This is a genomic window from Rhodococcus sp. MSC1_016 (assembly GCF_023667485.2).
Taxonomy (GTDB): Bacteria; Actinomycetota; Actinomycetes; order Mycobacteriales; family Mycobacteriaceae; genus Rhodococcus_F; species Rhodococcus_F oxybenzonivorans.
The window spans coordinates 659,800-675,576 of the sequence record NZ_JAMOZI020000001.1 but is presented as its reverse complement, the minus strand read 5'-3'; the positions used below and the strand labels follow the sequence as shown (position 1 = coordinate 675,576).

Below are 15,777 nucleotides of genomic sequence, written 5' to 3'. Positions count from 1 at the left end.
TGTCCGGGCCGGCCGCCCAGAGAGCAGCAAGAGTAGAACGACCAGAGGGAGCTTCATGCCAGTGCAGACCGCCGTGGTCGTCCTCGCCGCCGGTGCAGGAACCCGGATGCGGTCGAAGATCCCCAAGGTGCTGCACACCCTGGGGGGACGCACGATGCTGGCGCACTCCCTCCACGCGGCCGCCGAAGTCGATCCCACGCATCTCGTCACCGTGGTCGGTCACGATCGCGAGCGTGTCGGCGCCGCAGTCACCACCCTGGAAGCCTCGCTCGGCCGCGCGATCGCCATCGCCGTCCAGGAAGAGCAAAACGGGACCGGGCACGCCGTCGACTGCGGCCTGTCTGCGCTACCCGCCGACTTCCAGGGGACCGTGCTGGTCACCGCCGCCGACGTACCACTGCTGGACGGCGACACCTTGCGGGCCCTTCTCGAGCGCCATCGCGGCGGGACGGCACCTACGGCCGTCACCGTGCTGACCTTCACCGCTCCCGAACCCACCGGATACGGGCGAATCGTCCGGCGGTCCGACGGCGAGATCACCCACATCGTCGAGCAGGCGGACGCTACCGCGGAACAGGCAGCGATCACCGAGGTCAACTCCGGCGTGTACGCCTTCGACGCCGAATTCCTACGCACAGCCCTCGGTCGGCTGAACGCGGACAACGCGCAGGGCGAGCTGTACCTGACCGATGTCGTGAAGATTGCCCGCGAGGCCGGTAAGCCAGTGGTCGCCGCCCATCTGACGGATGCCGCGAAAGTAGGCGGCGCCAACGACCGCGTGCAACTGTCGCGGCTCGCCGCCGAACTGAATCGGCGCACCGTGGAGAGGTGGATGCGCGACGGAGTCAGCGTCATCGATCCGGCCAGCACCTGGATCGACGTAGACGTCACACTCGGGCGCGATGTCACACTTCACCCCGGAGTCCAGCTGCACGGCACCACCACGGTGGGCGAAGATGCGGTGATCGGCCCCGACACCACGCTCACCGACGTGTCCGTCGGCGAGGGAGCGAGCGTCATTCGCACCCATGGCACCGAGGCACACATCGGTGCCCGCGCCACCGTCGGCCCTTTCTCCTACCTGCGCCCGGGCACCGTACTCGGCGAGTCCGGCAAACTCGGCGCCTTCGTCGAGACGAAGAACGCCGAGATCGGAGCGCATTCCAAAGTTCCTCACCTGACGTACGTCGGGGATGCCACGATCGGCGAGCACAGCAACATCGGAGCGTCCAGTGTGTTCGTCAATTACGACGGCGTCGCCAAGAGCCGTACCGTGGTGGGGTCGCATGTCCGGACGGGATCGGACACCATGTTCGTCGCTCCGGTACAGGTCGGTGACGGTGCCTACACCGGAGCCGGCACCGTGCTGCGGTACGACGTACCCCCGGGGGCGCTCGCCGTCTCCGGTGGGAAGCAGCGCAATATTGACGGCTGGGTGCAACGCAACCGGCCAGGTACCGCCGCCGCCGAGGCGGCGTCTGCCGCGGAACATCCTCACAGTTCCGACCTGCACGAAACCGACAAGCAAGATTTAAAGGATGGCATAGAGCAGTGACCGCGAATTGGATCGACAACCAGAAGAACCTCATGCTTTTTTCTGGTCGCGCGCATCCGGAGCTGGCCGAGCAGGTGGCGAAGGAGCTCGATGTGCGGGTCACTCCGCAGACTGCTCGTGACTTCGCGAACGGTGAGATCTTCGTCCGCTTCGAAGAGTCGGTGCGCGGCTCCGACGCCTTCGTGCTGCAGAGCCACCCGGCCCCGCTGAACACCTGGGTGATGGAACAACTGATCATGATCGATGCGCTCAAGCGTGGATCGGCCAAGCGCATCACCGCGGTGCTGCCCTTCTACCCGTACGCCCGCCAGGACAAGAAGCACCGCGGACGTGAGCCCATCTCCGCTCGCCTCGTCGCAGACCTGCTCAAGACGGCCGGCGCCGACCGCATCATCACGGTCGACCTCCACACCGATCAGATCCAGGGCTTCTTCGACGGACCTGTCGATCACATGCACGCCCAGGGACAGCTGGCCGAGTACATCCGCGGCAACTACGGCACCGAGAACATCGCCGTCGTCTCCCCCGACTCCGGTCGCGTCCGTGTCGCCGAGAAGTGGGCCGACACCCTCGGCGGTGCCCCGCTGGCGTTCATCCACAAGACCCGCGACCCGCTGGTGCCCAACCAGGTGAAGTCGAACCGTGTGGTCGGTGAGGTCGAAGGCCACACCTGCATCCTCATCGACGACATGATCGACACCGGTGGAACCATCGCCGGCGCCGTGAAGATCCTGAAGGAGGCCGGTGCCGGAGATGTGATCATCGCCGCCACCCACGGTGTGCTCTCCGACCCCGCCGCCGAGCGTCTCGCAGCGTGTGGTGCCAAGGAAGTCATCGTCACCAACACCCTCCCGATCGACGAGTCGAAGAAGTTCGCGCAGCTGACGGTGCTGTCGATCGCTCCGCTCCTCGCGCGCACCATCAAGGAAGTATTCGAGAACGGCTCGGTGACCTCGCTGTTCAACGGCAACGCCTAGGCGCTCCGCGCCTGTGCGCCTTTTTGGTAGTGGGAACGACCAAAAAGGCGCACAGGCGTAGCCTTCTGTCGTGTTCACCGGGATACCTATCGCTGCACTCGACTTCTACGAGGATCTCGAGGCAGACAACAGCAAGAGCTTCTGGACCGCGCACAAAGCGGTGTACGACGACGTAGTGCGGGCACCCATGACGGCGTTGCTGGCCGAACTCGAGGACGAGTTCGGCGCGGGCAAGGTGTTCCGCCCCTACCGCGACGTCCGCTTCTCGAAGGACAAGACCCCGTACAAGACCCATCAGGGCGGCTTCGTCGAAACGCGCCCGGGAGTCGGCTTCTACGTGCAGATCGATGCATCGGGCTTGTTCGTCGCGGGAGGCTTCTACTCGCACACGCCGGTTCAAGTCACCCGGTTCCGCGACGCCGTCGACGACGACCGCCGGGGACGCCAGTTGGTGCGGCTCGTGAAGAAGCTGCAGTCGTCGGGATTCGAGATCGGCGGCGACACACTGAAAACGCGGCCTCGTGGCGTTGCCGAGGATCACCCGCGCCTCGAACTGATGCGTCACAAATCGCTGACCGCGAGCAAGAAATACCTCTCCCCCGACTGGATCGACAGTCCGCGTTCCGCGCAGGAAGTGCGGGCAGCGTGGCGCGAGATGCGGCCACTTGTCGAGTGGCTGACCACGGTGATCGGCGCGGGCGAATGAAACTTACTGGTCGGGAAAAGTAGTGCAGCACACAGCGATTGCACCCCCTCACCCGAGGGTGAACATGATCTTCGTCACGCCCGCTCGCAGAAGCGCAGGTCGCCCGAGGGGCAGTGTGTCGCCCGGGCTCGCAGTGCCCTACTGTGGCTCGTCGTGATCGACGCGCAAACTCTCTCGGGCCCTATCGATATCGGTGCAATTCGAAACGTCCGGCGTTGGTCGCCGGGGGCTTGCGTCTGGTGCGGAGATGACCATGCTGTCGAGATGTTCCGCAACGAACCTCGCTGTGGCGCTTGCCGCGAGAAGGAGACCGTGATCGACGAAGCCCGGCGCTTCCTCGGCATGTACGGTCTGCGCCCCCTCGGTGGCACGCTGCAGTCGGACGACGACGAAGAGCGCGAACACCGTGTCAAGGCCCGCGATGCACGTCGTGAACTGAACGAGGTGAAGCTGTCCGAGCTTCCCGACCCCGCGGCCGTGCGTAAGGCGCTGCGCCCCCGGGCCGCCAGCGTCGTCTCGGAGACTCGCACTTCGGCCCACTCCGGAACGTCCTCGCCGTCCACGTCGAGTCGCCCGAGCTCGCCCCGCAGCTCGACCACCCCGCCCGTGGCACCCGTGCGCACCGACTCCGTGGACGTCGCCGCGCTCGAAACCCGGGTGACCGGACTTCTCGAGCAGCTCACGTCGATCGACGCCCAGATGAGCCAGATCGGCGAACCCGTCGGGTTGGCGGCACGCGCCCGCCTCAGCGACCTCGAGAAGCAGCGCGCCACCGTGCTCCGTACTCTCGCCGCGCTCGAGAAGGCCCGGATCGCCGCCGGACGGTAGAACTCACGCCAAGTCGGTAAGCCCACTACCGACGCCTAGCGCGTGGCCCGAACTTCCCTCGCGCGGCCGAACACAGACAGCACCACGTCCGCGTCATCGCGACGCGGACGTGGTGCTGTTCGAGCGGAACAGCTCAGTGCGCCATCACCAATTCGCCCTGTGAAGGTGCCAGAGCTGCATTCGGCACCAGGAATGCCGCGATCACCGCACCGGCCACGAATATTCCGGCACCCCATGTGAACGTGGCCGTATAGCTGGCAACGTGGGCCTGCGCCACGGTCAGCGGGCCGGGCTGGTGCGAGGTCAGGTAGTCGGTCATCGCCGATGCGGCGACGGTAGTCAGTAGCGCCGTACTGATCGAGCCACCCACCTGTTGGCTGGTGTTGATCAGCGCCGAGGCGACACCGGCATCGTCGTGGTGCACACCTGCGGTCGCGCCCTGGAACGCGGTGGTCATCGCACCACCGAGGCCGATACCCAGCAAGACGAGGCCAGGCAGGACTTCGGCAACGAAGCTGCTGCCCAATTCGAGCTGCGTCAGCCACACCATGCCGACTGCGGAAACCAGGAAGCTACTGCTGATCACAATTTTCGGACCGACCCTGGGCAACAGCAGCGACGGCACCGTGGTCGACGAGAGAACGATGCCCGCGACCATCGGCAGGAACGCCAGACCTCCCTCGATCGGCGAGTAGCCCAAACTGACAATCAGATAGAAGGTCAGGAACAGGAAAATCGAAAACATTCCCATGCCCATGACGAACACCGCCAAGAACGAACCACCGCGCGTGCGGTCCAGCACCAGTCGCAGGGGCAGCAGCGGATGTGCGACCCTCGCCTCCAGCCAGACGAACACCGCGAGCAGTACGACTCCGCCGATCAGGCACCCGAGCGTGACCGGGTCGGTCCAGCCGGATGATTCGGCGTGCGCGAATCCGTAGACGATGGCGAACAATGCGGCGCTCACCACGAGGGTGCCCGGAATGTCGAGCTTGGGCCGCTCGGTGGTGACATGCTTGGCCAGCAGCAGCACCGCACCAACCAGAGCGACGGCGGCGAATCCGACGTTCACGAACATCACCCAGCGCCAGGACGCCCATTCGGTCAGCATCCCACCGAGCAGCAGACCGATCGCGGCGCCTGCACCGGACAACGCACTGAAAATGCCGAAGGCCTTCGCTCTTTCGGACTTTTCAGTGAAAGTCACAGTGAGCAGGGAGAGCGCGGCGGGGGCCAGCAGAGCACCGAAGACACCCTGGCCGACACGTGCCGCGACGAGGATCTCGAAGTTGCCCGCCGCGCCACCCACGACAGACGCGGCCGCAAATCCGATCAGACCGACTACGAAGGTGTTTCGCCGGCCGAACAGGTCACCCAGTCGACCGCCGAGCAACAGCAGGCTGCCGAATGCCAGCGCGTAACCGGTGATGACCCACTGCCGGTCACCGTCGCTGAAGCCGAGGTCCTGTTGGGCCGCGGGCAGCGCGATGTTCACGACAGTCGCATCGAGCGTCACCATGAGCTGAGCCACGCCCAGCACGACAAGCACCCACCAACGCAAGGCGTGCGAGCCGCGACGGCCTGCTCTATCTGAGGCAGGTGCCCCAATCGTGGTAGTCATGTGTCCCCTTTGTTGCTAGTCATGTGCCAGTCAGTTCGAAAACCGATCTGTTTCCAATGAGGAAAACAGATCGGTTTTCAAAGCGCAACTCGAGGGGTAGCCTGTTGCCTATGACCAACACAGCAACGTCCTCGTCTGCAGCGGGTGCCGGTGCCGTCTCTTCGCGCGACCGGTTGCTCGACGCCGCAGCGAAGCTGTTCTACGAGCAGGGCGTCCACATCGGCGTCGACGCTGTGTGCCGAGCGGCCGGTGTATCCAAGCGGTCGATGTACCAGCTGTTCGACAGCAAAGATGACCTGGTCGCCGCCAGCCTGCTCGAGCGCACGGCACCGGACTATCAAGGCTCGCTGTTGCCGGCAGACGACGACCGTGCGCCCCGGGCACGGATACTGCACGTTTTCGAACGATTCGAAGACCTGGAGCGGACACACGAATTTCGTGGATGCCCGTTCGTTGCGGCGGCCGTCCAAGTCAAGGCGCCCGAGCATCCGGCGAGTGTGGTGGCCCGTCGGCAGAAGGACAAGCTGACCTCGTTCTTCCAGCGGGAAGCCGAGCGCGGCGGTGCGAACGACCCCGCCCGGCTGGCCCGACAGCTCACTCTCGTACTGGACGGAGCCAGCGCCCGCTCCGTCGTTCAGGCAGAGCGCCTCGACTGCCTCGCTGTCGAGACGGCCGGCACACTGCTCGACGCCGCCGGCATCGTCGATTCCTCGGTCTGATCAACGCTTTCGGCAGAACTCTCGGGCACCTCCCGGTAACCCCAACGGGGGTACCCGAAGGAGGATTATCGTGAGCCTGGGACGCCCGGTCCGCGGCGCGCGTGTAGTCGAGCCCCTACCGCAGCTTCAGACTGGGCAATCAGCGGAATCGTCCGCGCCAACCGATGTACACCGTTCACGAACATACACACTTGGGAAATCGCGTAGTGGAGCGCACCAACCACCTCGGTCAATTTGTCTCTGGTCGGCGCAGTTTCGCTTGGTCGCGGGCCGTCACCTCGCCTGCGACCTTCCTCGAACTGCCAATCGACCAGCGCGTCGATCTCGTCGATGCCCCATTGTTCGCGGTTGCGGGCGGGAGTGTGTTCGGTCATGCGGGAGATGGCCTTTGATAGAGAGCGAATCAGATCCGCCGGTGTCGATGAATGTCCCGACGAGCGGGTCCGATCCGCAGGTGGTGCAGCAGCATTCGGCGGACGCGAGGGTGGTTACGCGTCCGCCGAGGCGATCTCAGCGCGCTAGGCGTAAGAGGCACCGAGTCGGTCGAGTCTTCAGCTGGCATGCACAGGTGATGACGGCGTCACGCGTCTTTCTTCTTCTGTTTGAATGCCGTCACCGCCGACACCACCAGCGTCGAGGGATTGGCATGGTCCGGGAAACGCGACTGCATGTGGGCGACGAGTTCGCGTGCGTTCTCGAGGTCATCGACGTTGGCCACGAATTCCTGCAGGTATTCACGCGTTTCGTCGATGCACGCGGCCGGGTCGTCGAGTTCGGGGCGCTTGTGTCCGGCGACCACCGTGGTGGGGTTCAGCGACGCGAGGTAATCGACGCTGGCGATCCAGCTGGGCCAGTCGTTCCGGTTGGTCATTGCCAGCATAGGATTGACACCGTTGTAGACGACGTCTCCGGCGATCACCGTCTGCAGGGTAGGGATATGGACGATCGCGGTGGGCGAGGTGTCGGCTTGCTCGATCTCGATGGCCAGCATTTCCGTGCCATCGACGGTGAGGACCAAGTTGTCGAGCGGTTCGGGTACCGCGGCGTTGTCGAGGGCCTGCCCGCCGAAGAAATCGCGGACGTAGGCGCGATCACTCTCGAGGTTGGTGGCGATGGATTTCGCCACGGCCGGTACTGCGACCGCGCGGGCTTCCGGAAATCGGTTCAGCAGCCGCTCGAGACCGAAGTAGTGGTCGAAGTGGCCGTGGGTGATGAAGACCGTGGTCAGCCGCTTGCCGGAATCCTCGATCTGATCGATCACCTCGTCGACGTCGGTGGCCAGGAACTGGGTGTCGACGAGGATCGCTTCGGTCGGCCCGGTGATCAGCGTGGAGGTGGTGGGCGAGAACGAACCGCCACCGGGCAGTTCGAACGCTTGGCAGGTATAGACATCGATCGCGAGGTCGCTCATAAATATTCGTGCTTTCTGTGAGTTCTTCATTCTGAGGCTTTTCCGTGCTGCCGGGGATCTGTTCAAGTGCGGCCGCTCATCCGATTTCCCCTGCGCGTATCGCCTCGGCCAGCGAATGAACGCGGCTCAGATGATGGGCGCCGTAGAAGTCGGCCTCGGTCAGGCGCTGCTGGTCGGCGGTGGACAATTCGGGGTGCGCGAGCGCAGCCGCGACGATGCGGCCGTGCATCCACGCCCCGACGAGAAGGCTCAGCATCGTCAGATAATCAACCGAGGCGGCGTAGGCGTCACGAGGATTCCTCGCCGCGTGAGACAGAAGTGTTTCGGTCGCGTCACGCACGGTCTGCAGGGCGCGACCGAGCCGTTCCGCCGTACGCGCCGCCACCGGGTGCTCGATCACCCGAAGCGATCCGACGCTGGAGTCGATCTGATCGAACAAGCGTCGCGCAGTCACTCCCCCATCGCGAATCAGCTTGCGGCCGAGCAGATCATTGGACTGGATTGCGGTAGTGCCCTCGTAGATCGGCATGATCCGAGCATCGCGATAGTGCTGCGCCGCACCCGCTTCTTCGATGAAACCCAAGCCGCCGTATACCTGGACCCCGTCGGAGGCGATGCGGACGGCTTCCTCGGTGAACCAGGCCTTGAGGATCGGCACACAGAATTCGGCGAGCTCCGCGGCGTCGGGCGAGTCGGTGCGCTGCCAGCGGTCGAACCACTCGGCGACCTGCATCGAGAAGGCGCGCATCGCCGAGATAGAACTCGACATCGATGTCAGCAGGCGAGCAACGTCGGGATGCTCGGCGATAGGGGTACCCGACGGTCGTCCGACCACCGTGCCCTGCACTCGCTGCTGGGCATAGTCGCGAGCCTGCTGGTAGGCGAGGTCCGCCAGCCCCAGGCCCTGCAGTCCGATGCCGATGCGGGCGGTGTTCATCATGACGAACATCGCCGAGAGGCCACGGTGCAGGTCTCCGACGAGATAGCCTGTCGCGTCGGCATAATCCAGCACACAGGTAGGACTGGAATGAAGACCGAGCTTGTGTTCCAGGGAAAGAGTGGTGACGCGGTTGGGTTCACCAATACCGCCTCGGCCATCGGGGAGGAACTTCGGAACCACGAACAGCGACAACCCGGCCAGTCCCACGGGAGCATCCGGAGTACGGGCGAGCACGAGATGCACGATGTTCTCGGTGAGGTCGTGATCTCCCCACGTGATGAAGATCTTCTGCCCGGTGACCGCCCACGTACCGTCCACATTGGGGCGGGCGATGGTGCGGATCGCAGATAAATCCGTACCGGCATCCGACTCGGTGAGGTTCATCGTGCCGGTCCACTGCCCGGACACCACCTTTGACAGGTACACGTCCTTCAGTTCAGGGCTAGCGGCCGAGTGCAACGCCGCGGCTGCACCGGTCGACAACAGCCAGCACACCGAGAACGCCGGATTGGCTGCGGACCACAACTCCGAGACCGCGTTATAGAGCAGGAACGGCGCACCTCCGCCGTCAATTGCGGGATCGAGGCCGAACCCCACCCAACCAGCCTCGGCAAAGGAACGGTAGGCCTGCTTGTACCCGACCGGGGTCGTGACAGCACCATCGGAGAGCACGCTGCCAGCACGATCACCGACAGTATTGAGCGGACGCAGCTTTTCGGCGGCGAAATCCGCTGCCGAAGTCAGGACTGCAGCAGCGTCAGCGGCCTTGATCTCACCGTTCGTCACGGTCTCGAGAATGTCTGTGCCGAGGACCTCGGTGTAGAGGAAGTCGTATTGGGCAAGTGGTGCTGTGTACACGGTAATGGTCCTTCTAGAATGTGAGGCCGATGGTGGTGCTCAAACCGCCGTCCAGCGGGATGACCGCACCGACCACGTAGTTCGAGGCACGAGAACTCAGGAAGATTGCCGTCGCAGCAATGTCGGAGGGCTCGCCGATCCGGCCTACCGGGGAGGCGTCTCTCAGCTGATCGCCGACCTCCGTCAACATCGCAGCCGTCATCTTCGACGGGAACGGCCCGGGTGCAATGGCATTGACCAGAATCGATGGCGCGAGCTCCGCGGCCATGTGGCGAGTGAGGTGGTGGATGGCGGCCTTGGACGCCGAGTAGGAGAAATTGCTGACGCCCGGCACTGCCAGCCCGTCGATCGAGCCGATGTTGATCACGCGGGCAGGGTCGTCTTGGTTGGACGCCTTCTCCAGAAGCGGGCGCGCCAACTTGGTCAATGTGAAAGGAGCTTTGACGTTGGCGGCGAGCACCCTGTCCCACGCGGAGTCGGGGAACTCGTCGAACGGTGCACCCCAGGTTGCACCGGCGTTGTTGACCAGCACGTCAAGGCTCGGCTCCCGTGCACCGAGGGCGTCGATCAGCGCCGCACACTGCTCCTCGCTGGTGACGTCGCACGGGATGGCATGTACCTCACCGAATTCCGAGAGGCGCTCCGCTGCCTCGACACACGCGGCTTCTTTACGGGAAGAGATGTACACGCGGGCGCCGGCCCGGAGATAACCCTCGGCGATCATGTAGCCGATGCCACGAGTACCGCCGGTGACCAGAACCGTCTTACCTGAGACCGCGAACAGTTCGGGGAACATGACGTCCTTTCCGAGACGTGAGGTGGGGCGACGCACACACCCATCCGGCAGAAGAAGAGACCGCTCGCGATCGGGGGCCAAGTGTGAGCCTGATAGCGGATCGAGCAGAAAGTACCACCACCGACAACTTTAATGCAACTTGTTGCATAATGGGAATCCGAGGTCGATGATCGTTGGGTCCGCTCACTCCGCCCGGACTGCAAGCCGAGCACCCACAGTGCGTACCGAACAGGGAGAAGCGAAGATGACTGGAGTGAAACATCTTTCGATGGCAGGCCCGACCGAGGCCGAGTTGCAGTCGGCAGGCCTCCGATTCACACAGAGCGGACCGATAGCCGAAATCACGCTGTGCAGACCTGAACGACGCAATACACAGAGCCCGGCAATGTGGCGAGCACTCGCCGCATTGGGGCAGACAATGCCGACTGACATCCGCGTTGTCATCGTTCGCGCTGAAGGGCGTAGTTTTTCGGCCGGTTTGGATCGATCGATGCTGAAAGACCCTGCCTCGCCGCACGAGGCTGCCGACGGCGAGACCATTTCCGGCCTACTCGACGGTACCGACATGACCGTCGCGCGCACCATACGTGAATATCAAGACGGCTTCCTGTTCCTGCGTAACTCGAACTTCATCTCGATCGCCGCCGTCCAGGGACACGCAGTCGGTGCCGGCTTCCAACTCGCACTCGCGTGCGATCTCCGGGTGGTGGCCGACGACGCAACATTCTGCATGAAGGAGGTCGCACTCGGCCTGGTGCCCGACCTGACGGGCTGACACCCCTGGTCCGGCAAGTTGGATACGGCCGCGCGCTCGAAATTTGTGTCACTGCACGCAATATTGTTGCCGCGGAGGCGCTCTCACTAGGCCTCGCACACAGCGTGGTGCCTGTCAACGATCTCGAAAGCGAAACTCGGGCCATGGCTCACACTCTCCTGCAGGCAGACACCGCCGCCGCGCGAGAGGTCAAGCAGCTGGTGCAGTCGGCCGAGGTCGTCCATGTCGAGCATCAGCGGCAGCTCGAAGCTGCGGCCCAGACGCGTTTGCTGCGCGCGCGCAGCGCTACGGCGGACGGCTCCGACCGAGGGTTCTGAACCGATATCCCGACACATCTGTCGTGTTCGAACAGTGGATCACCATAATTCGCCGCATTACCGTCACCACGCGAAGAGCACCTTGCCGACGCGGTCGGCCTGGGTGGCATGGATCAGGGCGTCCTGATACTTCTCGAGCGGGTAGGTGGCCGCGATGGGGACCCGCAAGGTGCCGTCGGTGACGAGGGCGGCGAGCCTGGCATAGGCGGCGGTGAACTCCTCGAGAGGCGCTGTGTCGAGCCAGCCCTTCTGCCAGAAGCCCCGGACGTGAAGATCGCGGAAGATGAGGTCGCCCGGTCGGACGACGACCGGGGCGCCGCTCATTCCTCCGTAGCTGACGAGGGTGCCCCCATGGACGAGCCAAGGAGCGAGTTCCGCGACCACGTCCCCGGCTGTCGCGTCCAGCAGAAGTGAGATCCGCTCGTCCCCGAGCGCCTTCTTCAATTGCACACCGAGATCCGGTCCACTGACGACGATTGCGTCGGCACCCAACTCCAGCAGCTCCGCGGCGACTTCGGGGCGGCGCACTACATTGAGAGTGCGGTAACCGGCGTGCTTGGCCAGGGTGATGACGTAGCGGCCCACAGCAGAATTACCGCCGGTCTGTCCGACCCATCCACCCGACGGGACATCGACGAAGCGACGGAGCAGGAGGTCGGCCGTCACAGGGTTGACGCCGAGCATCGCCAGCTGCAGGACATCGGCCGCCGGATCGACCACGATGGCGTCATCCTCGTCGATCGCGATCTGGTCCTGCCACGTGGCGTGCTTCAGGGTAGGAATGATCAGGACCCGCTCGCCGATGCGGGCAGGATCGACGGCAGGGCCAACGGCGACGATTCGACCGACGCCTTCGGTTCCCAGGGCTGCGGGCAGGGTCGGGCGATGCCCATAGAGTCCCCTGATGAGAAGCACGTCGGATGGGTTGATCGGGGCGGCTTCCATCGCGACGAGCACCTGTCCTGCTCCGGGTTCGGGAGTCTTCGACTCGATCAGCTCCGAAGCCGTGCTCGGCTTCCCGAATGCCCGCATGTGCAACTTCTTCATCGTGACCTCCGGTTGATGGTCAGCTCGATTCGAGAGATCCTGTCTCCCATTCCCTCCCCTGAAAGCAGGAGACGGAACGGGTCCCGGCACAGTTCGGGCGTCGCCGGTTTCATGACCGATTTCCCGATCTTTGGATGTCCGGCGCGGGTCGCGAGGTGTGGGACGAGCACAAACCTACGAATGCGCGACCGGCGGCTCATAGGACGAGTGCGCCGCGCCCTGGTATGGATGCGCCACCGCCAGTATGCAATGACGAACGGTCACGCCGGGAAGCCCGCGAAGCGGGCGCCATCGCGTCGACGTGTGCGCTGTTGACATTTGACGCCAACGACTAGACGATCCAGTCTAGTCGCCGCCTCCACGTGGCCGGCGCGAACTCACCATGGACAAGGAGCCATTTCATGAGCCAAGAGCACACGCCCGGCGAGGTCACCCTCGAGAGGGACGGCAACATCGCGATCATCACGGTCGAGAACGAGTCCAAGTTGAACTCCTACACGCCGGACATGATGCGCCAGCTCGCCGACCATCTGACCACATTCGACGAGGACGAATCCTTGTGGGTTGCGGTGTTCCGCTCCGCCGGTAAGAACACCACCGCAGGCTTGGACATGCCCAAGTTCTTCGGCCCGGAAGCAGACGCGGACATCGACCCGACTCTGGTCGATCCGTTCGCTCTGGGGCGGCGCGCAACCAAGCCGATCGTGGCCGTGGTTCAGGGCCTCACCTTGACTGTCGGCATCGAGATGATGCTCGCCGCCGACATTGTCGTTGCCGCCGATACCGCGCAGTTCCAGCAGCTCGAGGTCGCCCGCGGCCTCGCACCCCTTGGCGGTGCCCATTTCCGTTACCTGACCCGGACCGGCTGGGGTAATGCGATGTACCACCTGCTCCGGGCTGACAAGTTCGACGCCCAGCGCGCCCTCGAGCTCGGCTTCGTCCAAGAAGTCGTGCCTTTCGGCCAGCATATCGAGCGCGGAATCGAACTGGCGCGTGAGATCTGCGCCAATGCCCCGCTCGGCGTTCGAGCCACCAAGGCGTCCGCCCTGAAATACATCGAACAGGGCGAGACCGCCGCCATCGCCGCGATCGACGACGTGAAGGGCGCCGTCTTCGACAGTCACGACTTCCAAGAGGGAATCCAGTCGTTCATCGAGCGCCGCCAGGCCAACTTTCAGGGCAAGTAGTCGCAGCGCGAATTAACCGAAATCCATTGGACCTCGACATAAGGAAATCGGCGCACTGTTCGCCGGCGCCTGCGGGTTGGCGCACCGGTACCAGTGAAGGGCGCGCTCGTTCTATCGGTGCCCGCTCGCCGGTTCCTAGGTTGGCAGTGTCCGACACACAACCCGGCGTGAAGAGGAAAAGCACATGAATCGCGAAGACATCGAATCAAGGGTGAAGGCGACGTCACCCTCCGCGGCTGGTTCTACCCGGCACAGAACACCACCACCCCGGCACCGGTCATCATCCTCGTGCACGGCATGTCCGGCGTGAAAGAAATGCACCTCGACGACTACGCCAACGTCTTCGCCGAAGCCGGCCTCAACGCAATCGCCTACGACCACCAGAACTTCGGCGACAGCGACGGAACCCCTCGCCAAGAACTCGACCCCGTCCTGCAGTACCGCGACATCCGCAACGCGATCAGCTACGCCATCGCCCGCCCCGAGGTCGACGGAAACCGGGTCGGAGTCTGGGGCACCAGCTTCGCCGGCGGACACGCGCTGATGGTCGCCGCGATCGACAAACGAGTCAAGGCAGTCGTCGCCCAGGTACCCTTCGTCTCGGGACCGGAAACCCTGGTCCGACTGCTACGCGGAGACTTCCTCCTCCACGTCCGCGACAACCTCGCCGCCGACCGCGCCAACCGATTCCACGACGGCGCACCCGCGATGCTCCCCGCCGTCTCCCCCGACCCGATGGGGCAGGCCGCGATGCCCCAAACCGACGCCTACGAATGGTTCACCAAAACGGCGGCGCTCCGCGCCCCGAACTGGAAAAACGAAATGACCGCCCGCAGCCTGGAACTGGCCTCCGAATACGACCCCGACAGCTTCATCACCCAGATCTCCCCCACCCCACTGCTGATGATCGTCGCCAACGAAGACACCTCCACCCCCTACGCACTCGCACTCGACGCCTACGAACGCGCCCGCGAACCCAAACAACTCCTCGTCACACAGGGCGGACACTTCGACTTCTACACCGGCCCCGGCTTCGACCAGGTCTCCACCGCCGCACGCGACCACTTCGTCACCCACCTACGCGCCTGAACGACCCGCAGCTTCCAACCGCCCACCGCAACCGGAGGTACCCCTCATGACTACCGACACCACCACTTCCACGGCCCCCACCCACGCCCCCACGGTCCCCATCCGCGCCACCGTCTTCGTCAGCCGCTGGCCCAACGTCCCCGCCGCGGAATTCCCCGGCATCCCGGACGGCACCTTCTCCCCCACCACCGCCATCCTGATCAGCGGCGCAACCGAAATCGTCCTCATCGACGCCCTCTACCTCAAAGACGACGTCCAGGACCTCGGCGACCTGATCGAGCGGACCGGCAAGAAACTCACCACCATCTACATCACCCACGACCACCAAGACCACTACCTCGGCATCGGACCCCTCAAGGAACGATTCCCCGACGTCAAATGCGTGGCATTGCCCCACGTGATCGAGTCCATGAAAGAAACCATGGACATTCAGACCATGCAGTGGAATTTACTGTTCGGCGACGCCTGCATCCCAGCCGGACCGCTTCCGGAACCCCTCGAAGGTCACACCCTGTATGTCGACGGCTCCCCACTGAACATCATCGAGGTGAAGCAGGCCGACGTCCACCCCACGACCATCGTGCACATCCCCGAGATCGACACCGTCATCGCCGGTGACTCCATCTACAACGAGATCTACCCGATGCTCGGCCTGTCCACCCCCGCCGAATGGCAGGACTGGCTCGACACCGTCGATGTCGTGGAAAAGCTTCAGCCGAAGATGATCGTCTGCGGACACCGCAGGCCCGACGGCGACGACTACGCCGTCGACACCATGATCGCCCAAACCCGTTCCTACATCCAAGACTTCATCACCGCCTTCCCCACCGCGAAAGACGCCGACGACCTCGTCGCCACCATGTCCGCGAAATACCCCAACCACGCCAACCTCTGGACCCTGCAATTCTCCGCCATCAACGCGATCGCCGCCCGCGACGGCGCGTAATAACA

Annotated in this window: 15 protein-coding genes; 10 read left to right on the top strand and 5 right to left on the bottom strand. The window is 64.1% G+C overall.

Translation table 11 applies throughout. The features are described 5' to 3' along the window. Positions 1-55 precede the first annotated feature (55 nt). The 4 genes from glmU (at position 56) to L1080_RS03000 (ending at position 4,066) form a co-directional block, all read left to right on the top strand. Complete coding sequence (glmU, locus tag L1080_RS03015; protein ID WP_250776421.1) at positions 56-1,555, top strand: bifunctional UDP-N-acetylglucosamine diphosphorylase/glucosamine-1-phosphate N-acetyltransferase GlmU; 1,500 nt, start codon at positions 56-58, stop codon at positions 1,553-1,555. Positions 1,556-1,587: 32 nt separating this feature from the next. Then, complete coding sequence (locus tag L1080_RS03010; RefSeq protein ID WP_374435471.1) at positions 1,588-2,532, top strand: ribose-phosphate diphosphokinase; 945 nt, start codon at positions 1,588-1,590, stop codon at positions 2,530-2,532. A 70-nt stretch (positions 2,533-2,602) separates the two neighbouring features. Further along, positions 2,603-3,238 carry a DUF2461 domain-containing protein gene (locus tag L1080_RS03005; protein ID WP_250776422.1) on the top strand — a complete coding sequence of 212 codons (636 nt, stop codon included), beginning with the start codon at positions 2,603-2,605 and terminating at the stop codon, positions 3,236-3,238. A gap of 153 nt (positions 3,239-3,391) precedes the next feature. Next, positions 3,392-4,066 (top strand): hypothetical protein, encoded by a 675-nt coding sequence (locus L1080_RS03000; RefSeq protein WP_204164797.1) that lies wholly within the window; start codon positions 3,392-3,394, stop codon positions 4,064-4,066. Between the two features lie 133 nt (positions 4,067-4,199). On the opposite strand, the gene L1080_RS02995 is transcribed toward L1080_RS03000, so the two are convergent. After that, positions 4,200-5,687 (bottom strand): MFS transporter, encoded by a 1,488-nt coding sequence (locus L1080_RS02995; RefSeq protein WP_250776423.1) that lies wholly within the window; start codon positions 5,685-5,687, stop codon positions 4,200-4,202. 110 nt (positions 5,688-5,797) lie between these two features. Here L1080_RS02995 and L1080_RS02990 point away from each other — a divergent pair, with 110 nt between their 5' ends. Further along, positions 5,798-6,406, top strand: a complete 609-nt coding sequence (locus L1080_RS02990; protein WP_250776424.1) for a TetR/AcrR family transcriptional regulator — start codon at positions 5,798-5,800, stop codon at positions 6,404-6,406. A 580-nt stretch (positions 6,407-6,986) separates the two neighbouring features. On the opposite strand, the gene L1080_RS02985 is transcribed toward L1080_RS02990, so the two are convergent. The 3 genes from L1080_RS02985 to L1080_RS02975 are packed head-to-tail and all read right to left on the bottom strand — an operon-like array spanning position 6,987 to position 10,411. Further along, positions 6,987-7,847, bottom strand: a complete 861-nt coding sequence (locus tag L1080_RS02985; RefSeq protein WP_250776425.1) for an MBL fold metallo-hydrolase — start codon at positions 7,845-7,847, stop codon at positions 6,987-6,989. 46 nt (positions 7,848-7,893) lie between these two features. After that, positions 7,894-9,615, bottom strand: a complete 1,722-nt coding sequence (locus tag L1080_RS02980) for an acyl-CoA dehydrogenase (protein WP_250776426.1) — start codon at positions 9,613-9,615, stop codon at positions 7,894-7,896. A 13-nt stretch (positions 9,616-9,628) separates the two neighbouring features. Continuing rightward, complete coding sequence (locus L1080_RS02975; RefSeq protein WP_250776431.1) at positions 9,629-10,411, bottom strand: SDR family oxidoreductase; 783 nt, start codon at positions 10,409-10,411, stop codon at positions 9,629-9,631. A 166-nt stretch (positions 10,412-10,577) separates the two neighbouring features. Between L1080_RS02975 and L1080_RS02970 the strand changes: the two genes are divergently transcribed. Continuing rightward, a complete protein-coding gene (locus L1080_RS02970; RefSeq protein ID WP_459030288.1) occupies positions 10,578-11,186 on the top strand; it encodes an enoyl-CoA hydratase/isomerase family protein in 609 nt (202 codons plus the stop codon). Next, on the top strand, positions 11,102-11,503 hold the full coding sequence (locus L1080_RS02965) for an enoyl-CoA hydratase/isomerase family protein (RefSeq protein ID WP_250776427.1): 402 nt from the start codon (positions 11,102-11,104) through the stop codon (positions 11,501-11,503). Before L1080_RS02970 ends, L1080_RS02965 begins: the two co-directional genes overlap by 85 nt. 63 nt (positions 11,504-11,566) lie before the next feature. Here the strand turns inward: L1080_RS02965 and L1080_RS02960 are convergent, their stop codons facing one another. Continuing rightward, positions 11,567-12,550, bottom strand: a complete 984-nt coding sequence (locus L1080_RS02960) for a zinc-dependent alcohol dehydrogenase family protein (RefSeq protein ID WP_250776428.1) — start codon at positions 12,548-12,550, stop codon at positions 11,567-11,569. Positions 12,551-12,951: 401 nt separating this feature from the next. On the opposite strand from L1080_RS02960, the gene L1080_RS02955 reads away from it, so the two are divergent. From L1080_RS02955 to L1080_RS02945, 3 genes are all read left to right on the top strand, one after another. After that, positions 12,952-13,737 carry a crotonase/enoyl-CoA hydratase family protein gene (locus tag L1080_RS02955; protein ID WP_250776429.1) on the top strand — a complete coding sequence of 262 codons (786 nt, stop codon included), beginning with the start codon at positions 12,952-12,954 and terminating at the stop codon, positions 13,735-13,737. 297 nt (positions 13,738-14,034) lie between these two features. Next, positions 14,035-14,826, top strand: a complete 792-nt coding sequence (locus L1080_RS02950; protein WP_459030285.1) for an alpha/beta hydrolase — start codon at positions 14,035-14,037, stop codon at positions 14,824-14,826. A 46-nt stretch (positions 14,827-14,872) separates the two neighbouring features. Beyond that, positions 14,873-15,772, top strand: coding sequence for an MBL fold metallo-hydrolase (locus L1080_RS02945; protein ID WP_459030283.1), 900 nt, complete (start codon positions 14,873-14,875; stop codon positions 15,770-15,772). Positions 15,773-15,777 lie beyond the last annotated feature (5 nt).